The following is a 23,819-nucleotide window of genomic DNA, read 5'->3' as shown; positions in this document are numbered from 1 at the left end:
GAGTTACTCCACAAGGCATTGCCCTTTGGAGAAGGCCGGCGGTGCGGGCGAGCCGCTGTTCCCTCCCTATGGACGATGGCGCTCCATTCGCGCATGCACGACATTGCCCGCGTCCTGGAATCAGGGGGGGCCACATGGAGAGACGAAACGCCTTCACGAAGCTGCGCGGAGTCCTCGTGCTGGGAGCGCTGCTGACTGCCTGCGGCCCCGTGCCCGATACCGAGGCTCCGGTCGAGGACTCCACGGGCCAGGACGTCACCGCGATGTCCAGGATACCCGCGCCCCAAGTGGACCCGATGCCCCTGGCGACGTCGGAGCCGGCCGTGGCCTACGGGTGGGGCCGGTTCCTCGTGGTGTGGGAAGACGTGCGGGAGGGCGGCGTCTACGGCACGCTCGTGAGGAAGAATGGCACGCTGGTAAACCCGGCGGGCTTCCGCATCAACATCGGCACCGGGCCTGGAGGCACGCCTTCCATCGCCTATGACGGCGACCAGTTCATGGTCCTCTGGAAGACGGAGGACTCCATCCGAGGCGTGCGCGTGAAAACGGATGGCACGGTGGTGGGGCCCGTCTTCAATGTCATCACGTCCGGGAGGGTCGCCGGTCCCGTCGGCATCGCGTGCTCCTCGCGGATCTGCCTGGTCACCTTCACGGTGAACAGCGATACGGGCTCCGAGATCAACGCCCGGCGGGTGACGACGGACGGCGTGGTGCTCCCCGAACTCGTCCACGGAATCGCCCCCGGCGCCCGGCTGATGGACGAGGCGACAGTGGCCTGGAATGGGACGGACTTCTTCATCGCCTGGTCCGACTCGCGCGGCGGTGAGCTGACGCCTGACATCTATGGCGCCCGGGTGAAGCCGGATGGCACGTTGGTGGATCCGGGCGGCCTCCCCATCGCCGTGGCGCCAGGCGCGCAGCGCTCGCCGGACGTCGTCTGGACGGGGCGGCGCTTCCTCGTTGTCTGGTCCGATGGCCGAGGCGCGGACCGGGACATCTACGGAGCACGCGTGCGGTCCAACGGGCGCCTGGACGATCCACAGGGCATCCCGATCGCCACCGGAACGGGGGACCAGCTCTTCCCGGCTGTCGCCCACCACAACTCGAAGTCCCTCGTCGTCTGGCAGAGCGACTTCGACGGCTTGAGCCGCGTCCGGGGCGTGCGCGTCCACGAGGACGGCACCGTGATGGCGCCGGGCGTGTTCGCCATCTCCAGCAGCGACTACGAGCGCGAGGCCCTCCCGGACGTGGCCTACGGCGGCGGGCTGTTCCTGACGGCCTACTCGGGCTCGTCGGCGGCTCCCTCGGAGCCCACGTACATCCTCAGCGCGCGGGTGGACCATCAGGCCCGCGTGCTGGACGTGGACACCCTCACCCGCGCGTCCACGCTCCCGCCGGCGGCTCCGTGAGCACCGGATGGGTGCACGCGGTAGTCGCCGGAAGCACCCCTGGCGCAGGTCCACCCGCAGCGGCCGCCAGCGCACCGAGACAAGGTCCGAGTCGTCAAGTCCATGCCTCGCCGGGAGCGGATGCAGCAGCAAGCGGCCTGATTACAGCCAACCGGGTGTCTCAAGAATCCGGTGCGGTACAGGGCTTCGCCTGGGCGACAACAGCGTGCCCCTGGAGGGAAGCGGCGCGCGCGCCTTCGCGTGGGCAGCTTCGGCGCGGGGGGGATGGCCCCTCCAAGGAGCCGACCCGTGGACATGACCACCCAATCCCGCGAGCAGCGGCGCACACCGCCCCCTCCGCTGGAGCGACCGACCTCCGTGCTGGGGCCGGCGCTCGGCCTGGGGGTCACCCTGGGCCCCTCCCTGGCGCTCGACCTCGCGTCCGCATCGGCGACGGCGGCGGTCCTGCTCGGCGTGCGCCCGCGGAGCCGGTCACTCCGGGCAGCCCTCGTGGTGGCGTCGCTCGTGCCCTGGGGCTGGCGGCTCGTCCGCCCGTGGCTGCTCAACTGGGGAGCGGATTCGGAGGAGGTCCTCCGTGCCCTGCCCGGGGACGGGCTGGTCCCCAACCCGGTGGCCGTGAACACGCGCGCCATCACCATCCATGCGCGTCCCCAGGACGTGTGGCCCTGGCTGGTGCAGATCGGCTACCGCCGCGCGGGCTGGTACAGCTACGACGTGTTGGAGCGGGCCGCGGGGGCTGGCGAGTTCGTCGAGGGCCACTCGGCGGACCACCTCCACCCGCGGCTCCAGGCGCTCGCGGTGGGGGACATCATCCCCATGAGCCGCTGGACGGGGATGCAGGTGGCGGAGCTCGCGCCAGCGCGGGCCCTCGTCCTGCGGTCGGTGATGGAGGAGGAGACCCCGGCCTGGGGCGTGACGACCTGGGCGTTCGTGCTCGAGCCCCTGGGTGAGGACAGGACGCGGCTGCTCGTGCGCGGGCGGACGGGAGGAGATCCTCGAAGGTGGGCGGCGCGGATGTTCGGCCAGCTCATCGAGTTCCCGCACTTCGTCATGGAGCGGAAGATGTTGCTCGGTGTGAAGGAGCGCGCGGAGCGGATGGAGCGCTTCGGGGAGACGACCGCCACGGTTTGAGGCCCCGGGGGCCTGGCACCTGTCACCCGCGCGCCGCATCGTCCACGAAGAACAACGCCATGCCTGTCCAGCCTGGGCTTCGCCCTGTCGCGCACGCTGGGGGGCCTGTGCTTCTCGCTCGGCCACATCCTGGTGGTCGTCGCGGGCGCGGAGCTCTTCACCGGCAACAACCTGCTCGTGATGGCCTGGGCGGCGGGCCGCATCACGGGCTGGGAGCTGCTGCGCAACCGGGCGCTGGTGCTGCTCGGCAACGCCACCGGCGCGGTGGGGCTGGCCTTGCTGGTGGTGCTGGCGGGACAGGCCAGCCTGAACGACGGCGAGGTCGGACGGCACGCGGTGCGGCTCGCCGCGCTCAAGGTCACCCTGCCTTGTTGGTGAGGATGCGCTGACTTTCTTCGCAAGGGTTTTTCCGGCCGGTGTCAGGGCGGCTGAGCGGCCCCTTCCGGGTCGCCTCGAATGGCACCCAAGGAACGACCCATGCGCCCCACCCGCCTGCTGTCCCTCATCACCTGCGTCAGCGCGCTCGCCGCCTGCACGCCCCCGCCGGAGGAGCCCTCCGGTTTGACCGAGAAGCAGCTGCCCGGCGAGTCCTTCTACCCGGAGGGCATCGCCTCCGGGCCGGACGGCACGCTCTACTTCAGCAGCGTCGGCACGGGGGCCATCGCTCGCGCGCGGCCCGGGGAGTTGGGCGCGAGCGTCTTCGTGCCGGGCCGGCCCGCGTTCGGCGTCTACGGGATGGCGGTGGACACGGCGCACGACACGCTGTGGGCGTGCACCTATGACGACACCCTTCCGCCCGCGCAGCCGTCGCACCTGGCCGCGTACTCGCTGACCACCGGGGCCCAGACTTTGGACCTGGTCATGCCGGGTGAGAGCGGCGGCTGCAACGACGTCACCCTGGACGCGGCGGGCAACGTGTATGCGACGGATTCGTTCGCGAACACCATCGTCCGGCTTCCGGTGGGAGGCTCCCAGTTGGAGACCTGGGCGTCGGACGCGGCGTTCGAGGCGTCGGAGCCGGGGGCCTTCACCCTCAACGGGCTGACATGGGATGGGGGGAACACCCTGTATGTGGTGAAGACCGATACAGGAGACCTGTTTTCCATTGCCATCCAGCCGGACGGGAGCGCGGGAGCGCCGGTGGCGATCCCTGTATCCCCGGCGCTGGAGACCCCGGACGGGCTGGAGTGGGTGGATGACGGGCGGCTGCTGGTGGTGGAGAACTCGGCGGGGCGCGCGTCGCTGGTGACGCTGGCGGGCGGGTCCGGGACGAAGGAGGTGCTGGCCAACGACTTCCTGGAGCCAACCGCCGTCGCGCTCACCCAGGAGGGCGCGTGGGTGCTGGAGTCGCAGCTGAGCATTCTCTTCGGCCAGCCGGGCCTCCCGTCCCTGCCCTTCCGCGCCCGCCGCATCGCGGTGCCCCCGGCGCCCCTTCTGCCCTGAGCGCGAACGCCGCCCGAGTCCGCTTCATGACCCGGGCCACCTGCGCATGGAGGATGTGGAGGCGCGGCTATCGCCAGAGGAACGGGAGCAGGCCCTCGCGGCCTCTGTGGTTTGAAGCGCGTCTCCATTGAAAGGTGAGCGTCGGGCCAGGCTCGATCCGCGACAGGGGCGCGCTTCGCACATTGGCCGGTCTGCCTTCCCGCTGCTTGGATAGGCTCCCCAGAACACCCGACCCGCTCATCGAGGCCGCCCCATGCGCTTGAACCTCCTTCCCGTCATCGGATTGCTCTTCCTTCCGGCCTGTGACTCCAAGTCGGAACAGACGGAGGGCGTGGGGTCCTTGCAGGGCGACAAGGCCTTCCCGGTGACCTGGTCCGGCGAACTCCTGCCGCCCGGCCCCGACGGCGGGACCGCTCTCTCGATTGCCCTCCTGGCCGACACCGACTTCTCCGGGTTCTGCACGACCCCCGCGGACGCCGGCTATGTCCTTCCGCCGTCCCGCTTCGTGATGGTCTCGGTCCTCGGCCCCCCTGCGGCAGGGACATTCGAGGTCGGCAGCGCCAATGGCCCCGGGTTCGTCCAGATCCAGCAGCGCCTCACGGACGGAGGGACGGAGACGCTCGCGGTGGCCACCAGCGGGAGCATCCGGCTGACGACCGCTACGACGGACCAGCTCGTTGGAAGCTTTGATGTCCAGGTCCAGGACAAATCCGACGGAATGAAGACGGGCTTGTCGGGAACCTTCGACGCCCCCTTCTGCGCGAACCGGAAGTGATGCCCCCGAGCGCAGCCGCCTGAAAGCCCAAGGATTCCAGCACCTTAGCGCTTTGGCTCACCTGCCCCGCGCGTGTAATCCTGGAAAGCCAGCTCCCAAGCAACTCGCGCGCTCCGCGTCCGATAATCCGTTCAAGCTCCACCCCTTTTCCGAATCTACGAGGCCCACCATGGGTTTCCCCGACATCAAGCGCACCTTCAACGCCGTCCGCACCAACGTCCAGCAGACCTTCGAGGCCAACAAGCAGCTCGTGAAGGGCGGGATCGCGGTCGCGACCCAGGCTTCCAAGGCGATCAACTTCAGCAAGGACGCCTTCCAGCAGATCAAGAACATCAAGGACGGCGCCCAGGGCATCCTGGGGAAGACGAACCTGGACTTCGTCCGCAACCCGACCTTCTCCCAGGGCTTCAAGGGGCTGACCAAGTTCGGCGCGCAGATGGGCGCCGCCATGCGCTACGCGGGCATCCCCGGCGCGGTGGCCGCGGGCGCCACGGCCTTCAAGGACGTCCGCCAGGCCATCCGCTCCGGCAGCAAGGACGACATCATCACCGCCACGCGCTCCTCCCTGGACGCGGCCAAGTCCACCATCTCCGCCGCGACGGGCGGCATCGTCGGCAGCAAGGTGATGGGCGGCGTGCTGGGCGGCAGCATCTTCAAGGGCAAGCTGGACGCCGGCAAGGCGGCCTTCGACACCTTCAAGAAGGCGCTCCCCAACGCCAGCGACGACGTGCTCAAGGCCGTCAAGGGCGCCGCCACCAAGGGCATCATGGAGGGCGCGACGCTCAAGAACGTGGGCCGCGCCGTCACCACCGCCGCGGGCGACGCCGCGAAGGCGGGCAGCACGCTGGCCAAGGGCATCCTGGGCAGCGGGACGCGCTCCGCCGCCAAGGCCGCGCTGGCCACGGTGGGCCGCGAGGCCGGTGAGGCCGCCCTCAAGCAGGGCGCGAAGGCCGCCGCGGGCACCGCCGCCAAGGCGCTGGGCCGGTTCGCCCCGGGCGTCAACGTGGCCATCGCCGCGGTGGACGTGGCCAACGCGGGCGCGACGCTGATGGACAAGAACGCGGGCGTCGGCAAGAAGGTGACCTCGGTCATCACCGCCGTCGGCTCCATCGCCGCGGCCACCAACATCCCCATCGTCAGCCAGGTGGGCGCCGCGGTCTCCACGGTGTCCAGCATCGTGGGCGCCTTCTTCAAGTAGGCGTTCAAGAACCTCCCGGTTTGTCAGAGCGGCTCGGCTGGACTAGATCTCAGTCCATGCCGAGCCGTCGCTTTGTTCCCCATTGGCGCGGACGCGGACTCGTCGTCTATCTCCCGGGAGCATTCGTGACCCCCCCTCAAGGGAATGCAGGATCGGGCCGTGGCGTCGAGCGGCTGCTGAAGATGAGCCCGGTGGTGAGCAGCGTCTCCGCCGAAGCCCTCAAGCTCCCCAGCGTGCAGGCCCCCTCCCTGGAGGGGCTCGCCGTGCGCGTCCCCACCCCGGACGACCTCACGGAAGAGGACCTGCTGCGCGCCTTCCACGAGAAGCGCCGCGCCCTGGCCACCACGCGCGAGCGTCAGAAGGGCGAAGCGCTGGAGCCGGGCGACGACGTCCAGCTCAACATCGTGGGCTATTGCGACGGCAAGCTCATCCCCTTCTCCGCGCGCTTCGGCATGACGACGGAGCTGGCGCCCATCGAGGCGCTGCCCGGGTTCTGCGAGGCCCTGGCCGAAGGCGGCAAGGTGGGCGAGTCCATGCAGATCGCCCTGGAGCTCCCGGCGGACTACCCGGTCGAAGGCCTCCAGGGGAAGCCCGCCCGCTTCCTCGTGGACATCATCGGCGCCCACCAGGTGACGATGCTTCCGGACAGCTCCCCGGAGTTCCTCCAGAAGCTGGGGATGGGCAGCACGCTGGAAGAGGTGTTCAGCAACATCCGCGAGGAGCTGGAGGACGAGGTCGCGGGGCAGCTGTGGGCCCGGGCCCAGGACATGGTCCTGGACGAGGTGGCCCGGCGCGCGCCGGTGGAGCTGCCCCGGGTGCTGGTGGAGGAGGAGCTCCGCCGCCGCTGGGTCCAGGCCGAGGGCCAGGCCATGGTCGCCTACAACTTCGACGTGGACGAGCAGCAGGAAGCGCTCCAGGGCTGGCTCACGGACCCCACCACGCGCGCGGACACCGAGCGCCGGCTGCACATCGGCATCGCGCTCAAGGCCGTCACGGAGGCGGAGAAGCTGCAGCTCACGCCGGAGAAGCTGGAGCAGCTGATCCGCGACTACGTGGAGCCCTTCGGGCTGACCGCGGAGGACGCCCACGCCGCCCTGCGCGAGTCGCCCGAGACGACCCGCCGCCTGACCGAGATGGGCTGGTACCTGCTCGCCGTGGAGCACGTGATGAACAAGGCGAAGGTCACCTTCGAGGGCGCGGAGCAGGGCTGAGGCAGCCCCGCTTCGGGCGTCAGCCCTCGCTGAACCACAGGCCCAGGCCGCCCAGCAGGCCCAGGCCCAGGAACATCACCGCCATTCCCCACGTCTGGCGGCGCGACCACCGAAGCCCTTCGCCGTACCGGTGGCCACACCACAGGATGAGGACGGCGAACCCCAGGCAGATGGACACGGGCCCGGCGGCGATCAGCATCCGGCGGGCCGTGCCGCTCACGTCCGCGACCGCCAGCACCGCTAGCGGCCCGAAGCCGACGACGAGCACGGCCAGCACCAGCCAGAAGGCCCCCCGCCCCTCCCAGGTGTCCAGCTCCAGGTACTGCACGACGCGCCGCCACCAGGCGCGGGGCGGTTCCGGGGGCGGCGACTCAGGGCTGCGCTGGGGGGTGTCGGGGAACACGGGCAGCGGTTCTAGCACGAGGGCCCTTGCCGGACGCGATGCGCCAATCCCTGAATCCAGCTCAAAATAATATTCCAGATTTACGGCGAATCCGTTTGTAACTGGTAAAGCTATCAATTGTAGCTTTGCTGGTTACAATCCTTGACAGCCGCGCGTCCCCCCGTCCGCGTCCCTCCTCTGAGCGGCTCCTCCGTCCTCGCGTGGCACCGTGAGTGCAACGGAGGGATTGCCACCCACGCATCGGAGGTTCCGTGAAACGTCTTGCATGGCCTTTCGTGCTGCTCACCGCGTTCTCGACCGCGGCCCTGGGCAGCACGAATCCGAAAGGCAGTCCTCCCAATCTCATCCAATCCGCCACCCGGACGGCTGTCTTCACCCCCGTGGATGACCGGGGGCAGCCCATCGACGTGCTGCCCGTGGGTGACTCGCTCACCGTCGGCGCCCAGGGGCTGGAGCCCAACACCGTCTACGAGCTGCGCTTCGCGCTGGACGCGGAGCGGATCCCCACGCTGAACGAGGCCGTCGGCTTCGCCCGCGCGACGACGGACGCCAAGGGCGTGCTCGCGCCGCACATCCTCTGGTTCCAGTCCGGTGTCGTGGGCTGCCCGGAGCGCGCGGCCCCGCCTGAGTCGCCGTACCGCTTCCCCAGCTTCGAGCGCGCCCGGGAGGCGCTCGACGGCCGCACGCTGCTCGTCACCGCGCAGGCCGTGGCGGCGGACAAGAGCGGGGAGATTCCGCCCATGAAGCTCCCCGTGGGCGAGCCGGTCGCCGCGTTCAACCTCCCCATCAAGGTGGGCGCCTCCCCGCGCGTCTACCCGTCCACCGCCGACGGCTGTCTGCTCAACGCCCATGAGACGGGCCGGGGCGACCTGTACGTGACGGGCTCCGGCTTCCGGGGCAACGAGACCGTGGAGGTCTCCATCGTCCCCAACCAGCGCGCCTGGCGCGAGGGCGACGCCTTCGCGGACGTGACGGGTGACGGCTTCGCCTCCGCGCCCAAGAAGGTCGTCACCGACGCCTCCGGCCGCTTCACGATTCCCGCGTGGAGCGAAACCCTCCAGCGCCGTGGCGTCTACGACATCATCGCGCGCCGTCCCCTGTTCAACCCGCCGGTGGGCACGCTGAGCGCCAGCGACGTCGTGTCCTACGGCATCGACACGGGCGTGGTGCTCTACCTGCTCTACCCGGTGGGCGGCCCCACGATGGACATCGCCGGCCGGCCCCTGAACAGCTTCCCCTACTTCGAGTTCGCCGACTCGTTCGCGGACACCTCCGACCCGGTGTGGGGCGCGGTGGATCCCACCTACGTGCCCGCCGGCCACCCCGGCGGCACCTGGGCGGCCTACTACGTGGTGAACCACCGCAGCGTGCTGGGCTGGGCCCTGAACAACAACCTGGTGGACGTGTCGGGAGGCATTGAAATCCAGCAGGTGAAGGCGGGGTGCGTGAACGGCACCGACGTCGTCATCTGGCAGCCGCCGCTCGTGAAGGGCTCTTACGACGTCGTCGTGGACTTCGGCTCCACCGTGGCCACCTCGCCCGGCTCCTACGCCACCGACGGCCACTACAACGACACCGTCGACTTCCTGGACGGCTCCAACCAGATTGGCTTCCAGGTGGCGAAGGACCCGTACGCGCTGGGCACCTATCCCATCGGCCAGGACAGCTACTCCGTCGACGACTACTTCCCCACCATGGGCGGCGCCTCCAACGTCGACCTGCGCGCCGTCGTGCGCTACCCGGCCGTCGCCCCGGGCGTGGGCACCGCTGTCGCCGCGGGCACCTTCCCGCTCTTCGTCATCCAGCACGGCAACCACCGCATCTGCTACAACTCACAGAACCACGCCGCCTGCACCAACCGCGTGCCCAATCACCAGGGCTACATGCGGCTGCTCGACACGCTGGCGAGCAACGGCATCATCGCGGTCTCCATCGACGCGTATGACCTGTCCGGGCCCGTGCCGCAGTGGATCCCCGAGCGCGGCCAGCTCATCCTGAAGCACCTGGAGCAGTGGTCGCACCTCAACAACGCCGCCACCTATCCCAGCTACCCGAACTTCTTCGCCGGGCGCTTCAACGGCAAGGTGGACATGTCGAAGATCTCCGTGTCGGGGCACTCGCGCGGCGGTGAAGCGTCGGTGTCCGCGTACATGCAGAACACTGCGTTCAACATCGTCTCCGTGTCCTCCATCGCGCCGGTGGACGGCCAGCTCTACACGCTGCCCGCGGGCGTGCCCTACTTCGTCATCCTGCCCGCGGCGGACGGCGACGTGACGTCGCTCTCCGGGGCGAAGATCTACGACCGGGCGCTGGGGACCAAGAGCTCCATCGACGTGTATGGCGCCAGCCACAACCTCTTCAACACGGTCTGGGCGGCGGACGGTGATGACTCACCCAACACGCGCAACGACTACATCACCGCGCCCAACCAGCAGCGCATCGGCGAGTCCTACCTGTCTGCCTTCACCCGCATCTACCTGAAGAACGAGACGGTCTACGCGGACATGATGCGCGGCCAGCTCACGTTCCCGTCCACCGCGGGCTTCAAGATCTACGCGACGCACCACGAGAACTCGCACACGCGGCTCAACAGCGGCTCCTCCGCCGGCTTCACCCCGGCGGGGCCCATCACGCTGGCCACCACGAGCAACCCCGCGCCGCACAGCACCAGCGTGATGCGCGCCACCTGGACGGGCAACACCGCCACCGCGACGTTCACCGTCCCGCTGGCCCAGCGCGACACCACCGGTTACGAGGTGCTGTCCTTCCGCGTGGCCCAGACGACGTCCGCGTCCAACCCCGCCAGCGGCACCCAGGACTTCCGGGTGGAGCTGGCCACCGGAGCGACCGTCAAGGCCACCTCCTCCTCGCTGTTCGACGTCATCCCCAAGCCGTACGTCCGGCCGGGCAACATCGTCCTGCACACGGTGCTCACCACCGTGCGCATCCCCCTGCATACCTTCATCATGAACGGCAACGGGGTGACGCTGACCAACATCGACACCGTGCGCCTGCGCTTCAACAGCCCTTCCACTGGAGACATCTATGTCGACGACGTCGAATTCTCCCGCTAGCCGTCTCTTCCTCGTGGCAGCGGCCTGCCTGGCGCTGACGGGCTGCGCGGAGGAGCCCAAGGGCGCCGCCGAGCCCCCCGCCACGCCTCCGACCACCCAGGCCCCCGCGCCCATCCGCGCGGAGCCCACGTCGCCGGACGCGGCCCGTCCGGTGGAGGTGCTCCGGGTGTCCGCGCGCAAGGTGCGCGGGGACGCCGAGCTGACCCGGATGGCCGGGCCGGCCCTGCTCGCCCGCGCGACGGATCCGATCGCCATCGAGGTGCAGACCCAGCAGCCCCTGGGCTCGCTGGAGCGCTCGTCCTCGCCGGAGATCTACCTCAACGGCGAGCGCGTGGGAGACACCTGGGCGGTGCCGCCCGACCGCCTCTTCGTCTTCCTGCCGGACGCCGCGTCGCTCAAGGATGCGAACGAGGTGACCGTGGCCTGGCTGGGCAACGAGGCCCAGACGCGCTCCACCCGTCCGGCCACGCTGACCCGTCAGATGCTGCCCTGAGCCTGATGCAGTGCTGACTCCGGGCGCGGGCGCTCTCCTCACGGGGAGGGTCCGCGCCCTTTTCACGCCCGGCCTCCAACGCCCTACTCCGTCACGGCGCGGTCCAGATGCAGGCAACAGTTGCCAAGGACGCGGTGCGCTGGGAACCGGCCAGCGTGTTCCCGGCTCATCCTATTTCGGACCCAGCGTCATGAGCACCTCGGCAACTCCGTCCGCGTGCTGCGGGTCCTCCTGGGCCACCGTGCGGAAACCACACTTCTCGAGGACGCGGATCGACCCGACGTTGTGGACAGCGACCCACGCATGGAGCGGACGAATCGGCTCATGCACGAGGAACTCCGAGAGCGCCTGTGTCGCGATGCCCTTGCCCCAGTGCTCGCGCCCCATCCAATAGGCGACGAAGCGCTTGCCCTCCTGTTCCCAGCTGCCGATGTACCCAGCGACCCCGCCGCCAACGACGATGGTGCGGGTCACGTTCTCGGGGCGGAGAACGTTCGTGCGCCAGTGGGTCAGGAAGGCATCGCGTTCCCGCGACGGGAATGCGGCCATGCGCAGCGCGACTGCGTCCCGCTGGTGCTCGAAGAAGATGGGGAGGTCTTCATCTGTAACGTTGCGCAGGATCACCAAGAGAGCCGGTCTCCTCGAGCCGAGTGACGAGCCGACTCTAGCCCGCGTCCCACACCGGGGTCGATGCTGCCGTGCCCCGCACCACCGCTCCCGTCCTTCGCGACACCCTCTTCCGCAGGTTGGCTGCGGACCGATGCTCCACAGGAGGCCCAGAACTTCTGGCGTGCTCGTCCGTTGAGTGACGCCATGGCCTTCCACGTCCCGCTTCCCCTGCGCGCACTCCTGCCCCTGGGGTTCACCGCCCTCCTCGTGATGTTGTCGCCCCGGGTCCTCGCGGCCCGGGCCACCACGCGCTCCCTGGGCGGCGCGAACCGCTACCTGACCCATGTCACCACCGACAAGCCGCTCTACCGCCCCGGAGAGCAGGTGCTGGTGCGGGGCCTGGTGCTGGAGGCCCTGAGCCGCAAGCCGTACGCGGGCTCACTCCAGGCGCAGGTGGAGGTGCGGGGGCCCAAGGGGGACGTCGTCACCACCAGCACGGCCTCCACGGCGGACGCCGTCTGGGGCTACGCCTGGCCCATCCCCGCCGGCCAGCCCGGCGGCGAGTACACCCTGCGCGTCACCTACCCGTGGACGGGCGCGGCCCCCGCGGAGCGGAAGTTCGACGTGCGCGCCTACCGGGCCCCCCGCCTCAAGTCCCAGATTGAATTCCTCCGCGATGGCTACGGACCGGGCGACACCGTCACCGCCACGCTGGACGTGAAGCGCGCGGAGGGCGGCGTGCCGGAGGGCGCCAAGGTGACGGCCAACGCGCTCGTGGATGGCGCCACCGTGGCGCAGGTGCCGTGCACGGTGGACGCGAAGGGGCGCTGCACGGTGCGCTTCCCGCTGCCCGCGGCGATGGAGCGCGGCGAGGGCACGCTGGCCTTCACCATCCAGGACGGGGGCGTGGTGGAGTCCGCGGCGAAGACGATCCCCATCCTCCTCCAGACGCTGGACCTGGCCCTGTACCCGGAGGGCGGCGACCTGGTGGCGGGGCTCGCCTCGCGCGTCTACTTCGAGGCGCGCACCCCCTCGCGCAAGCCGGCGGACCTGGTGGGCCGGGTGGTGGAGGTGGACAGCGGCCGGGTGGTCGCCCGCGTTCGCTCGGAGCACGAGGGCCGTGGCCGCTTCGAGCTGACCCCGCAGGCAGGGGTACGGTACGCGCTGCGCATCGACTCGCCGTCGGGCATCCAGAAGCGCTTCCCGCTGCCGGAGGTGAAGCCGACGGGTGCCGTCATCCGCGTGCGCGAGGACGTGGTGCCCGCGGACCGGCTCGTACAGCTCTCCGTGGGCCTGACCGGCGTCGGCCGCTCGACGGTGACGCTGAGCCAGCGCGAGGTGCGCGTCGCCTCGGCGGTGATTGGCGACGTGAAGGGCGGGCCGGTGACGCTGGATCCAGGCGAGGCGGACGGCGTGCTCGTCGCCACGGTGTGGGACCACGACGGGCGGCCCCTCGCGGAGCGGCTGGTGTTCCGCCAGCCCTCGAAGGAGCTGACGGTGGAGCTGAAGGCGGACCGCGAGCGCTACGTGCCCGGGGGCCCTGTCCAGCTCACGGCCAGGACGACGCGCGGCGGCCAGCCAGTCTCCGCGCTGGTGATGCTCACCGTGACGGATGACGCGGTGCTGGAGCTTCTGGAGAAGCGCGACCAGGCGCCGCAGCTCCCGGTCATGGTGCTGCTGGAGCCCGAGGTGAAGGAGCTGGCCGACGCGCAGCTCTACCTCGACGCGAAGAATCCGAAGTCGAAGCTGGCGGTGGACCTGCTGCTGGGGACGCAGGGCTGGCGGCGCTTCGCGCTGACCGACACGCAGGGCTTCCTCGCCCGGCATGGTGACGCGGCGATGCGCGTGCTCGCGGTGCGCTGGCCGCAGGAGCCCGTCCGCAAGCCCCGGCCGTCCGTCAGCAGGTCCGGGCGCGGCGGCGCTGTCGCGAGCCTGGGAGGCGCGCAGCCCCTGATGGACCGGGACGTCGTGGTCGATGAGGACGCCTTCGCCGGCCAGGCCGAGGAAGCGGGCATCCCCGCCTTGGCCCCTGTCGCCGCGGCGGCTCCGGCTCCCATGCCGCCGGCGGAAGCGGCCCCGGCCCCCGTGCTCCAGGTGGCGAAGGAGGAAGAGGCTCCGATGATGGCGGAGAAGGCCTTCCGCGCGAAGAAGGACATGCGCTTCGACGACAAGCAGGTCCTCCAGGGGCAGCTGCTCTACCTGCGAGAGTTCGCGCACACCGCGCGGCCGAACCGCAAGGCGGGAGACCGGCTCGACTTCGCGGAGACGCTCTACTGGAACGCCGGGGTGCGCACGGATGCCCGCACCGGCGAGGCGCGGGTGTCCTTCGCGATGAGCGACTCGGTGACGACGTTCAAGGCCTTCGCGGGGGCGGTGGGCGGTGACGGCGCGCTCGGCTCGGCGGTGGCGGAGCTGGAGTCCGTGCAGCCGTTCTACGCGGAGCCCAAGCTGCCGCTCGAGGTGACGTCGGGAGACGTGGTGCGGCTGCCGGTGGCGCTGGTGAACGGGACGCAGGCGCGGCTTTCGGGCGCGGGGGTGAAGGTGGAACTGAAGGGCGACGTGAAGGTCTCCGGCGGCCCCGCGCTGGACCTGGCCTCACAGGCGCGGGGCCGGCAGCTCTTCTCCCTGGAGATTGGCCAGGAGGCGCGGCCGGTGGACGTGAAGCTCACCGCGAGCGCGGGCGAGTACACGGACGTCGTCACCCGCACGCTGTCCATCAAGCCCCGGGGCTTCCCGGGCCGCGTGTCCTTCGGCGGCTTGCTGTCCGCGAAGGCAGCGGCGGAGCACCGCGTGGTGCTGCCCAAGAGCCTGGTGCCCGGCAGCGTGCGGACGTCCATCGCGGTGTACCCGGGCCCGCTGGCCAACATGACGGAGTCGCTGGCCCGCCTCATCCAGGAGCCCTCCGGCTGCTTCGAGCAGACCAGCTCGACGACGTACCCCATGACGATGGCGCAGCAGTACTTCCAGACGCACACCGGCGTGAACCCGGAGCTGGTGGCGAGCGCGCGCGAGAAGCTGGAGCGCGGCTACCAGCGGCTGGTGGGCTACGAGACGTCCGAGAAGGGCTACGAGTGGTTCGGGCAGAACCCGGGCCACGAGGCGCTGACCGCGTTCGGCCTGCTGCACTTCACGGACATGCGCCAGGTGCGCGAGGTGGACACCGCGATGCTGGAGCGCACGCGCGAGTGGCTGCTCCAGCAGCGGGATGGCCAGGGCGGCTTCAATCGCAAGCGCCGCGCGCTGCACGTGTGGGTGGAGGACGCGGACACGTCAAATGCCTACATCCTCTGGACGCTGCTGGAGAGCGCGGGGCAGCCGGCCTCGCAGGCGAAGGAGCTGTCGCGCGAGGTGGCCTCGCTGAAGGCCGCCGCGGCGAAGAGCACCAACAGCTACGTGGTTGCCCTGGCGGCCAACGCGCTCGCGCTCGCGGGTGACACCGCCGACGCCCGGACGCTGATGGGCCGGCTCGCCTCCTCACAGGGGAAGGACGGCGTGGTGGGCGGAGCGACGCAGTCCATCGTGGGCAGCTCCGGAGAGACGCTGAACATCGAGACCACCGCGCTGGCGGCGCTGGCGTGGATGCGTGATCCCGCCTACGTGGGCAACGTGGAGCGCGCGATGAAGTTCCTCGCGGAGTCCAGCGACGGTGGCCGCTACGGCGCGACGCAGAGCACGGTGCTCGCGCTGCGCGCCATCATCGCCTACGACAAGGCGCGCGCGTCGAAGCTCACCCCGGGCCTGGTGCGCGTCTACGTGGACGGCCAGCCGGTGGGCGAGCCGGTGCGCTTCGATGGCTCCTCCCAGGAGGCCCTCAAGCTGCCCGACGTGAGCGCGCTGCTGGTCACGGGTGAGCGCCGCTTGGAGCTGCGGATGGAGGGGGGCGCGGAGCTGCCGTACTCGGTGGAGGTCACCTACAACAGCGTGACGCCGGACAGCTCGAAGGACACGGCGGTGACGCTGGAGGTGGCGCTGGCGAAGACGGCCCTCACCGAGGGCGAGCCCACGGAGGCGCGGGTGGTGGTGGCCAACCGCACGGGCCAGCGGCTGCCGACGGCGGTGGCCATCTTCGGCGTGCCCGGCGGCCTGGAGGTGCGGCACGACCAGCTCAAGGAGTTGGTGAAGCGGCAGGTGGTGGATGCGTACGAGGTGCTCGGGCGCGACGTCGTCCTGTACTGGCGGGGCATGGAGCCCCACAAGCGCATCGACGTGCCGCTGTCCCTGGTGGCCGCGGTGCCCGGCACGTACACGGGCCCGTCCAGCCGCGCATACCTGTACTACGCGGACGAGCACAAGACGTGGAGCGAAGGCGTGAAGGTCACCATCGCCCCGAAGCCGTAGCCGCGTGGAGAGCATTGGACAGACGGTGGACCGTACGTGGGGACTGCCCCCAGGCATCGGGGCGGTCCTCACGTTAGGCTTGTCTCCATGGCAAACCGGCACCGCGTCTATCTGGTCCCCGGCTTCTTTGGCTTTACGCAGATGGGTGACAAGGAAACGGAGCGCATCGCCTACTTCCAGAACGTCCCCCGTCTGCTCGAGCAGCGGTTCAAGGAGCGCGGCATCGACGCGCGGGTGCATGCCGTGGCCTCCGCCCCCACCTCCGGGCTGGAGGCGCGTGCCCGCGACGTGTTCCGGGAGATGGCTCGCACCGCGAACGAGGACGACGCGCAGCTCCACCTCGTCGGACACTCCACGGGCGGGCTGGATGCGCGGAGCGTCGTCTCACCGCGCATGGCCGGGGAGGCTCCGGCCTTCGTGAAGCGCGTGCGCTCGGTCGTGACCCTCTCCACCCCGCACTACGGCACCCCGCTGGCCAGCTTCTTCCACCAGGGCGACGTGGGGAAGACGCTGCTGCGCTACCTGTGGCTCTTCACCTTCCTCACCCTGCACCGCAAGGCCATGCCTCTCCGGACCGCGGCGCTCCAGGCTTGCTACTGGCTCGTGCTGAGGAGCGAAGACGCGAAGCTCCCACCCAACCTCTTCAATCAGATCGTCCGGCTGACGGCGGACCTCTCCGAGAACGAGCGCGAAGACCTCATCCGGTTCTTCAGCCAGGTGGGCGAGAACCAGACGCTGATCCAGGACCTCATGCCGGCCAGCCTGCGGGCCTTCAACGCGGACACGGCGGACCGGGAGGGCGTGCGCTACGGCTGCGTCATCACGGGCGCGCCGCCGCCCACGCTGGCCCTGCGCCTGCTGCTCACCCCGGACGCGCTCCTCTACGGCATCTTCTCCTTCCTGTATGGGAGGAGCGCGCCGCTGTCCCGGGACCTCCAGGTTCCCGAGCGCACGGAGGCCCAGTCCCAGGCCCTCCAGGATGCCTTCGGCAGGAAGTTCGAGTCCTGGAGCGACGGCATCGTCCCGAGCCGCTCCCAGGTCTGGGGACGGGTCCTCCACGTCGCGAAGGCGGACCACATGGACGTCGTGGGCCACTTCGATCAGCCCCCGGAGTACATCAGCTGGCTGAAGTCGGGCTCCCACTTCCAGGAACCCCAATTCCAGGCGGTGTGGGAACGCATCATCGACTTCACGGTGGGCGGCGGCGCGACTGTTCACCCAGGTAACTGAGGCGGCGCTGCGTGCCCACTGGCGGGTGACGTCCGGCCCGTCCCGACGGAGAGTCACCCCATGCGCCATGGACTCGTGACCCCGTTCCTCGCCTCCCTCCTGCTGAGCGCCGTCCCCGAAGCGGAGGCCCAGACGCCCCGGCCCCCGACGCGCCAGGAGGGCAACCTCGCCCCGGGACGCGGGGGTGACAGTCAGCAGTCCGTGCCGCGACAGGGCGACATCCCCGCGGGCGCGCCCGTGGAGACCGCGCCCCCCAACGTCCCGGAGTTCAAGCCCGCGTTCCCGCAGCAGACGCGCGCCCCGGCGGTGAAGACGCGCACGCCCATCGTCGTGACGGAGGTCGCCTCGGGCTTCAACAAGCCGTGGGCCATCGCCTTCCTGCCGGATGGCCGCTTCCTCGTCACGGAGAAGCCCACGGGCTCGCTCTACATCGTCACCGCCGCGGGCAAGAAGTCGCCGCCGGTGGCGGGGCTCCCCAAGGTCGACGGCCGCGGACAGGGCGGGCTGCTCGACGTGGAGGTCGGGCCCGACTACGCGAAGAGCGGGCTCATCTACTGGACCTATTACGAGCCGCGCGAGGGCGGCAACGGACTCGCGGTGGCGCGCGCGCGGCTGGTGGACGGCCCGAAGCCGCGCATCGAGGGCCTCCAGGTCATCTTCCGCATGCAGCCCACGCTCGAGTCCACGCTGCACGCGGGCGGACGGCTCGTCTTCACGCCGGACGGCAAGCTCTTCGTCACGCTCGGCGAGCGCTCCATCCTCCCGGGCCGCGTCCAGGCGCAGGACCTCAAGAGCGACTTCGGCAAGGTGGTCCGCATCCTCCCGGACGGCTCCATCCCCCAGGACAATCCCTTCGTGGGCAGGAAGGACGCCCGGCCGGAGATCTGGTCCTCCGGACACCGCAACGTCCTCGCCGCGGCCCTGGACGCCCGGCAGCGGCTCTGGATCGTGGAGATGGGACCGCGCGGAGGCGATGAGCTCAACCGCCCGGAAGCCGGCAAGGACTACGGCTGGCCCACGATTGGCTATGGCGAGGAATACTCGGGCGAGCCCATCCACAAGACGACGCAGGCCGCCGGCATGGAGCAGCCTGTCTATTATTGGGATCCGGTCATCTCGCCCTCGGGGCTCACCATCTACTCGGGGTCGCTCTTTCCTGAGTGGAAGGGGAACTTCTTCATCGGCGGCCTGTCCAGCCAGGCGCTGGTGCGGCTCGTCCTGAAGGACGACCGCGTGGTGGGAGAGGAGCGCCTGCTCACGGAGCGCAACGCGCGGATCCGCGAGGTGGTCCAGGGGCCCGAGGGTGCGCTCTACCTGCTCACGGACGATTCGAACGGCCGCCTGTGGAAGCTCACCCCGGGGGCCACCCCGCCGGGCCGCGCGCCCTGAGCAAGACGTGAAGCGCCTCGTCCGGTCCGATACACTGCCCGTCCGAGGGGAACGGGCGACGCGGACCTCGAGCGAGGGAACAACCGATGCCGAAAGCAGTGTGTGGGGGCTGTGGCGAACTCGCGATCCTGAGCAACAACCTGTGCCGGGCCTGTCGGGACCGTCAGCCCAACGCGGTCCCCAAGAAGGAAGAGGAACGCCCTGGCTTCGCCCAGCAGGAGCGCCATGCGCAAAGCTGGGGAGATGACCTGGAGACGTCGCTGGAATTCACGAAGGCGAGCAAGATGCCGGCGATGTACATCTCCACCATGAGCCCGGCCAACCGGGGGTTTGGCACGGTGCGCCCGGAAGACATGGCGTGGGCCAACGTCGTGGCCGAGGTGTTCGCCAACAACTTCCTCCACGCGAACCCGCTGGATTTCGTGTTCAGGGGCCTGGTGCTCTTCGGTTCGGACGAAATGATCTTCTCTCCGCCCGGGCAGAGCAGCTTCGGCGCCAAGGTGCCCTCCCCCAGCATCTCTGTCATCCCCTTCCACCTGTTTCAGAAGAAGATTGAAAACGCCAGCCTGGCTGACTGGGTTTGTGTGATGTGCCATGAAATCATCCACTACCTGCACTGGAGATGGCGGCTCCTCCCCTGTCTGGAGAAGGAGCGGAATGCGTACGAAGACGCGGTGACAGGGACCGTGAAGCTCGCGACCTGTGGCATTCCACTCGCCACGGAGAAGGAAGCCGCCGGCAAGCGGGAGTTGGTCGCACCTCCCGCTGACTTCACCGAGAACGGATTCCGGGCCAGGTATGGGCTGGCGCCACGCAAGGTCTACGGCGACTGCACGAACTTCGGGGGCCCGGGCGGAGCCCAGATGGACAAACACCCTCTCCTGCGGAAGATGTACCCACCGCCGAAGGGCAAGGAGTGAACCGCCAGCCGCGCGGCCGAGGAACCCGAAGCGCAGCCGACCCTCGGGAAAGGCCAGCGGGCTCAGAGCCCTGACAGCTTGCGGTCCCTCACCTTCAGCCACGCCTGCTTCCGGAACAGGTAGGTGGCGCAGATGCGCCGCCAGGTCCATACGTCGCTGCGGTTCCACCAGTCGCCGAGCGGCTTGTCACCCAGCAGGTCGACGCCCAGGTCCCGCAGGTTGCCGAGGTTGCGGAAGCCCACCCCGTTGAGCCCTTCGTAGGCATTGGACTCCAAGAGCAGCACCTTGTCCGTCTCCACGTGGTGGTCCACGACGAGGAAGGTGTGGCCGGAGTCCCACTGCCTGCGCCAGCCTTGGATGAGCGTCCACGGATGGGGAGGAGAGCCCTCGGAGGGCGGGAGGATCGCCATGCCGCTCTCGATGGCGGCGGTCACCGGGGAGAAGTAGTCCTCCGTGGAGGCGACCATCATCTGCCGGTGCCTGCGCGCGTCCCAGACGAACTCCGCGCCGTGCGCGTCGGAGAAGGCCTTCACGGTCAGCGCCTCCACGAAGGTGCAGCAGTTGTTCCGCTGCGGAGGCGCCAGCGGGACTTGGATACCGGGGAGCGGCCACGGGTAATACGCCCGGTCCAGGTCATAGCGATACGCGGTGAAGTCCTTCAGGAGCCCGATGAGCGTCTCCTCGGACACGGCGAGGGGCTCGTCGTCGTACGTCTGGCGTTGCACCGGCGGGGGCTTTGGCGCGAGGAAGACCTTCGCGTAGGACTGCGACCTCCAGCGCGTGCAGATCCACGTGTCGAGCGCGCCCAGCGTCGGCACCTCCAACCGTGCGTAGTCGGTGTCCTTCGTCGGGTATCCCTTTCTGTGCTCGAGCACGAAGTACGTGCCGGGCTCGACGTAGCCCTCGAACTGCGCATCCGTGTCTGGCAATACGTAGCCACGCAGCCGGATGGTGAGCTTCGCGACAAGTTCGGTTTCCGCCATGGTGCGTCTCCCGAGTGAGCTGAAGCTGAAGCACACCCAGCGTACCGCACCGGCGTCCTCGGAAACCCGACACCCCCATCGGGTTGCCGGGTGAGAGAACGCCGGTGTGAACGCCCTACATGGAGGTCCGGCGACTACGGCACCGCGCTCACGTCCACGTCGATGACGCGCGGCTCCTCGGTGCTCGTCGTGCCGGTGACCGGGGGCATCACGGCGGCCACCTGGAGCGTCAGCGCCCATTCACCCGTGCTCAGCTGGGTGGGCACGTACTTCCAGGAGAGGTGCACGGCCCCCGTGGTCTCCCCTTCGGCCCACAGCGCCTCGCGCGCCCGCTGCTCGATCTCCGCCGTCGTCAGCCGCGTCCGGAGCAGGTGGCCGGACCGGGCCAGGGCCGGCCAGCTGATGAGCGCGCGCTGGAAGCTGCCATCCGGGCCGTGGGACACCACCGCGCGGTGGCCCTCCACGCGGATGCCGTTGATGGCGCGCATCACGAACGTCTTGTGGCGGTGGAGCGTAGGCGCTTCGACGACCCCGTTCGTCTCGCTCTGGCTGAAGGACTTCACCTGCCGCACCGCCCCCAGCTCCGCCGTGGGGATGCCCCAGCGCTGCAGGCGCGCCAGCGCGGCCCGCTGCAACAGGGCGGGATCCTGCGGCGTCTCCGGGCCGCTCCCCACCTTGTTCAGCACCAGCACCTGGCCTTCGGACGGGTCGCGCTCGATCGTCCAGGTCTGGGACTCCATGTCGAAGCGGGTGCCCACCGGCACCTCCGCCTGGGAGAAGGACTCGGTCGTTCCCACCAGCGAACGCTGCAGCACGGCGGCATCGAACGCCGAGCCGGGAAGCAGCGTGGTGGGGATGCCTCCGGTGGGAGGAGTGGCGAGCGCCGTGGAATCGAAGATGAAGCCGAGGGTCGCGCGGGCCACCTGGGTGGTGGGGGCGGCGTCGGGCTCCATGAGGGCACCGCTGTCGCAGCCAGACGCGGCGGCGAGCGGCAGGACGGTCAGGAATCGGAAGAGCAGATGGGTCTTCATGGCGGTTCGTTCTTTCTGGTCGAAGGTGGGGGCGGCAGCGGTCACTCGGGCAGCTTCTGCCCGCTGGAGGGGTCGCAGCCCCCGACGTAGAAGTAGGAGGAGGCGACCTTGCTGCCGGTGTTCTTGCGGTCCCGCCAGCCGCCAAACTCGAACATCGCCACGCGTGCGGCCTTGGTTTCACCGAAGACGATGGACACCGGGCAGTCGTCGTTGTTCTTGCCGATGTCCCAGTCGTAGGCCTCGTCAATCCAGTTCTCGCCCACGCCATCGCTCCGCGAGCCCGACACGTAGCGCTTCACGTAGCGCTTCACGAAGTTGCCGCACGACGAGTCCCCGTGAAAGGCATTCCAGACGCTGAAGCCGCTGGAGGGCGTCACGAGCGCCTGGCGGTACCCGCCCTGCTTCCAGACCTGGTAGTCGCCAGACTGGCAGGCCTTCACGACGGCGATGTTCAGCTTGCCGTTGCCCAGGTTCATGTGGATGTCCGTGATGGCTTCACACGAATCCACGTTGGTGCCCATCACGAGCCAGCTGCGCAGGAACGACTCATTGTGGCCGCCATGGGTGTGCACGAAGAGGACGTCCGCGTCGTCCACGCCGGCATTGGCCTGGGTGTCCTTCGCGTCGGCCGCCGCGCCCTTGGACGCGTCCGTCCAGAGGTCCGTGCGCGCGCTCGAGTTGTTGAGGGTGCGCACGTCCGACCAGAGGCCGCTGCTCACGAGCGAGTTGAAATAGCCCGCGAACTCCGCCGCCGTCTTCGTATGCACGGAGTGCGAGTCGGCGTTGCACTGCCCCGCGCCGCCGAAGTTGGCGATGCCGTAGACATGGGTCTCGTTCGCCAGCGCCGCCGCGGGCAGGAGCAGGGCCCCCGCCAGCGCCGCGCTCCGCCACGGCTGTGTCTGCTTCCGGAATTGCATGGTCCGAGTCTCCGCCCCGTCAGGGGTGTGTGGATGGCCTGCTGCGGCCGGAGGCGCGCGGCGTTCGCCGTGCCTTCTTCCGGCCCTGGCCCCTCAACGAAACCCGGAGGAATTTCCCCTCACCCCCCTCTCAAAATAATGGTGGGGGGCTTGAGACCTGCCGGAACCCGGGGCCCGTCCACGGCGTGGGGAACACGCTGGAGGTCCGCTGGAAGGCCACCAGCCGCCGCACGTGCTCCAGCACGGCGCAGAGCACGTCCGCCTGCGCGAACCTCTCCAGCGGGTCTTCCGCGAGGCAGCACGTGATGACGGCCGCGAAGCCCGGGTCGATTCCAGGCAGCCGCTCGGTCAGCAGCGCCGCGCATGCGCCACGCCGCGCCGGAGGCAGCCGTCCCGTGCACAGCTCGAACAGCAGCAACCCCAGCGCGTGGAGGTCGCTCCTCGGGGTCGCGGACTCGCCCATGCGGACCTCCGGCGCCATGTAGCGCGGAGTCCCCACCACCTCCCTCACCCCACGCGGCGCCGTGCCTCCGCCCCCCACGAACGTGGCGAGCCCGAAATCGATCAGCTTCACCGTGCCGTCGGGGCTCAGGATGGCGTTGCCGGGCTTGAGGTCGCGGTGCAGCACCCCACCCTGGTGCGCGGCGCGCAGCCCCGCGGCGAGCCCCACCGCGATGTCGAGCACCCGCTGCCACGGCAGCGGCGGCCGCAGCTCCGCCAGGCTCTTGCCGTCCACGTACTCGTAGACGAGGTAGGGACGCCCGTCGATCTCCCCCGCGCGGTACATGGTCACCACGTTCGGGTGCTGGATCCGTGAGATGGCACGCGCCTCCGTCGCGAAGCTCGCGAGCGTTCCCGCATCCGGCTGAAGCGCGACACACACCTTCAATGCCACCCGGCGATCCACCGACGCGTCCCGTGCGAGGTAGACGGCCCCCATGCCGCCTCGCCCCAGCAACCGCTCCAACCGGAACCCGTCCAGCACCTCCGGCGGCGTCCAGGTTGCGCCCGGCACGGACGACCGGCGCGAACAGCGCCGTCTTCCCTCCAATGGCGCCAGGGCCCCGGGCGCCAGCTCCGACGGCAGCGCGTCTCCGTGCGCCAGCGTCACCAGCAGCGTCCGGCACGCGGCACAGCGGGCGGCGTGATGATGCGCCAGCACGTTCGCTGTCACCGGCAGCCGGCGCTCGAACAGGGCCACCACGTCCTCATCGCGCAAGCAATTGGATGGCAATCGCGTCCCCCCCTTGGAACCGCCAGCAACA

At 69.8% G+C, this 23,819-nt stretch carries 19 protein-coding genes; 13 read left to right on the top strand and 6 right to left on the bottom strand.

Annotated features, from left to right (window positions below):
* Window positions 1-134 precede the first annotated feature (134 nt).
* The 7 genes from AABA78_RS27720 to AABA78_RS27690 all read left to right on the top strand — a co-directional run bounded on the left by AABA78_RS27720 (window position 135) and on the right by AABA78_RS27690 (window position 7,167).
* A complete protein-coding gene (locus AABA78_RS27720; protein WP_338267452.1) occupies window positions 135-1,409 on the top strand; it encodes a hypothetical protein in 1,275 nt (424 codons plus the stop codon).
* Between the two features lie 294 nt (window positions 1,410-1,703).
* The gene (locus AABA78_RS27715) at window positions 1,704-2,540 is read left to right on the top strand and encodes an SRPBCC family protein (protein ID WP_338267451.1); all 837 of its coding nucleotides are present in this window, start codon (window positions 1,704-1,706) and stop codon (window positions 2,538-2,540) included.
* Between the two features lie 12 nt (window positions 2,541-2,552).
* The gene (locus tag AABA78_RS27710) at window positions 2,553-2,918 is read left to right on the top strand and encodes a formate/nitrite transporter family protein (RefSeq protein WP_338268037.1); all 366 of its coding nucleotides are present in this window, start codon (window positions 2,553-2,555) and stop codon (window positions 2,916-2,918) included.
* A 99-nt stretch (window positions 2,919-3,017) separates the two neighbouring features.
* Complete coding sequence (locus AABA78_RS27705; protein WP_338267449.1) at window positions 3,018-3,983, top strand: SMP-30/gluconolactonase/LRE family protein; 966 nt, start codon at window positions 3,018-3,020, stop codon at window positions 3,981-3,983.
* 340 nt (window positions 3,984-4,323) lie between these two features.
* Window positions 4,324-4,758 (top strand): hypothetical protein, encoded by a 435-nt coding sequence (locus AABA78_RS27700; protein WP_338267447.1) that lies wholly within the window; start codon window positions 4,324-4,326, stop codon window positions 4,756-4,758.
* 169 nt (window positions 4,759-4,927) lie between these two features.
* Entirely contained in the window at window positions 4,928-5,956 is a 1,029-nt protein-coding gene (locus AABA78_RS27695) for a hypothetical protein (protein ID WP_171412048.1), read from the top strand.
* 194 nt (window positions 5,957-6,150) lie between these two features.
* Window positions 6,151-7,167, top strand: coding sequence for a trigger factor (locus tag AABA78_RS27690; RefSeq protein WP_338267446.1), 1,017 nt, complete (start codon window positions 6,151-6,153; stop codon window positions 7,165-7,167).
* Between the two features lie 19 nt (window positions 7,168-7,186).
* Here AABA78_RS27690 and AABA78_RS27685 read toward each other — a convergent pair whose 3' ends face one another.
* Window positions 7,187-7,570: a hypothetical protein gene (locus AABA78_RS27685; protein WP_338267443.1), complete on the bottom strand. Its 384-nt coding sequence runs from the start codon at window positions 7,568-7,570 to the stop codon at window positions 7,187-7,189.
* A gap of 251 nt (window positions 7,571-7,821) precedes the next feature.
* Here AABA78_RS27685 and AABA78_RS27680 point away from each other — a divergent pair, with 251 nt between their 5' ends.
* Window positions 7,822-10,644, top strand: coding sequence for an alpha/beta hydrolase (locus tag AABA78_RS27680; protein ID WP_338267441.1), 2,823 nt, complete (start codon window positions 7,822-7,824; stop codon window positions 10,642-10,644).
* Between the two features lie 13 nt (window positions 10,645-10,657).
* On the top strand, window positions 10,658-11,137 hold the full coding sequence (locus tag AABA78_RS27675) for a hypothetical protein (RefSeq protein WP_338267438.1): 480 nt from the start codon (window positions 10,658-10,660) through the stop codon (window positions 11,135-11,137).
* Window positions 11,138-11,308: 171 nt separating this feature from the next.
* Here AABA78_RS27675 and AABA78_RS27670 read toward each other — a convergent pair whose 3' ends face one another.
* On the bottom strand, window positions 11,309-11,761 hold the full coding sequence (locus AABA78_RS27670) for a GNAT family N-acetyltransferase (protein ID WP_338268035.1): 453 nt from the start codon (window positions 11,759-11,761) through the stop codon (window positions 11,309-11,311).
* A 189-nt stretch (window positions 11,762-11,950) separates the two neighbouring features.
* On the opposite strand from AABA78_RS27670, the gene AABA78_RS27665 reads away from it, so the two are divergent.
* From AABA78_RS27665 to AABA78_RS27650, 4 genes are all read left to right on the top strand, one after another.
* Entirely contained in the window at window positions 11,951-16,084 is a 4,134-nt protein-coding gene (locus tag AABA78_RS27665; protein ID WP_338267436.1) for an MG2 domain-containing protein, read from the top strand.
* An 87-nt stretch (window positions 16,085-16,171) separates the two neighbouring features.
* Window positions 16,172-17,314 (top strand): esterase/lipase family protein, encoded by a 1,143-nt coding sequence (locus AABA78_RS27660; protein WP_338267434.1) that lies wholly within the window; start codon window positions 16,172-16,174, stop codon window positions 17,312-17,314.
* Window positions 17,315-17,374: 60 nt separating this feature from the next.
* Window positions 17,375-18,703: a PQQ-dependent sugar dehydrogenase gene (locus tag AABA78_RS27655; RefSeq protein ID WP_338267433.1), complete on the top strand. Its 1,329-nt coding sequence runs from the start codon at window positions 17,375-17,377 to the stop codon at window positions 18,701-18,703.
* An 86-nt stretch (window positions 18,704-18,789) separates the two neighbouring features.
* Window positions 18,790-19,623 (top strand): hypothetical protein, encoded by an 834-nt coding sequence (locus AABA78_RS27650; RefSeq protein ID WP_338267431.1) that lies wholly within the window; start codon window positions 18,790-18,792, stop codon window positions 19,621-19,623.
* Between the two features lie 62 nt (window positions 19,624-19,685).
* On the opposite strand, the gene AABA78_RS27645 is transcribed toward AABA78_RS27650, so the two are convergent.
* From AABA78_RS27645 to AABA78_RS27630, 4 genes are all read right to left on the bottom strand, one after another.
* On the bottom strand, window positions 19,686-20,606 hold the full coding sequence (locus tag AABA78_RS27645; RefSeq protein ID WP_338267429.1) for a hypothetical protein: 921 nt from the start codon (window positions 20,604-20,606) through the stop codon (window positions 19,686-19,688).
* 134 nt (window positions 20,607-20,740) lie between these two features.
* Window positions 20,741-21,637, bottom strand: coding sequence for a hypothetical protein (locus tag AABA78_RS27640; protein ID WP_338267427.1), 897 nt, complete (start codon window positions 21,635-21,637; stop codon window positions 20,741-20,743).
* Window positions 21,638-21,678: 41 nt separating this feature from the next.
* Window positions 21,679-22,554 (bottom strand): hypothetical protein, encoded by an 876-nt coding sequence (locus AABA78_RS27635; RefSeq protein WP_338267425.1) that lies wholly within the window; start codon window positions 22,552-22,554, stop codon window positions 21,679-21,681.
* Between the two features lie 130 nt (window positions 22,555-22,684).
* Window positions 22,685-23,755, bottom strand: a complete 1,071-nt coding sequence (locus AABA78_RS27630; protein ID WP_338267422.1) for a serine/threonine-protein kinase — start codon at window positions 23,753-23,755, stop codon at window positions 22,685-22,687.
* Window positions 23,756-23,819 lie beyond the last annotated feature (64 nt).

It is taken from the genome of Corallococcus caeni (assembly GCF_036245865.1).
Taxonomy (GTDB): Bacteria; Myxococcota; Myxococcia; order Myxococcales; family Myxococcaceae; genus Corallococcus; species Corallococcus caeni.
Note: the sequence above shows the minus strand (reverse complement) of the source record. Positions and strands in the feature narration are given on the sequence as shown.

Excerpts from the sequence above, each read along its gene's own strand:
- AABA78_RS27650 (WP_338267431.1), top strand. The coding sequence starts at position 18,790 with ATGCCGAAAGCAGTGTGTGGGGGCTGTGGCGAACTCGCGATCCTGAGC.
- AABA78_RS27635 (WP_338267425.1), bottom strand. The coding sequence starts at position 22,554 with ATGCAATTCCGGAAGCAGACACAGCCGTGGCGGAGCGCGGCGCTGGCG.
- AABA78_RS27705 (WP_338267449.1), top strand. The coding sequence starts at position 3,018 with ATGCGCCCCACCCGCCTGCTGTCCCTCATCACCTGCGTCAGCGCGCTC.
- AABA78_RS27695 (WP_171412048.1), top strand. The coding sequence starts at position 4,928 with ATGGGTTTCCCCGACATCAAGCGCACCTTCAACGCCGTCCGCACCAAC.
- AABA78_RS27665 (WP_338267436.1), top strand. The coding sequence starts at position 11,951 with ATGGCCTTCCACGTCCCGCTTCCCCTGCGCGCACTCCTGCCCCTGGGG.
- AABA78_RS27720 (WP_338267452.1), top strand. The coding sequence starts at position 135 with ATGGAGAGACGAAACGCCTTCACGAAGCTGCGCGGAGTCCTCGTGCTG.
- AABA78_RS27660 (WP_338267434.1), top strand. The coding sequence starts at position 16,172 with ATGGCAAACCGGCACCGCGTCTATCTGGTCCCCGGCTTCTTTGGCTTT.
- AABA78_RS27640 (WP_338267427.1), bottom strand. The coding sequence starts at position 21,637 with ATGAAGACCCATCTGCTCTTCCGATTCCTGACCGTCCTGCCGCTCGCC.
- AABA78_RS27715 (WP_338267451.1), top strand. The coding sequence starts at position 1,704 with ATGACCACCCAATCCCGCGAGCAGCGGCGCACACCGCCCCCTCCGCTG.
- AABA78_RS27645 (WP_338267429.1), bottom strand. The coding sequence starts at position 20,606 with ATGGCGGAAACCGAACTTGTCGCGAAGCTCACCATCCGGCTGCGTGGC.
- AABA78_RS27655 (WP_338267433.1), top strand. The coding sequence starts at position 17,375 with ATGCGCCATGGACTCGTGACCCCGTTCCTCGCCTCCCTCCTGCTGAGC.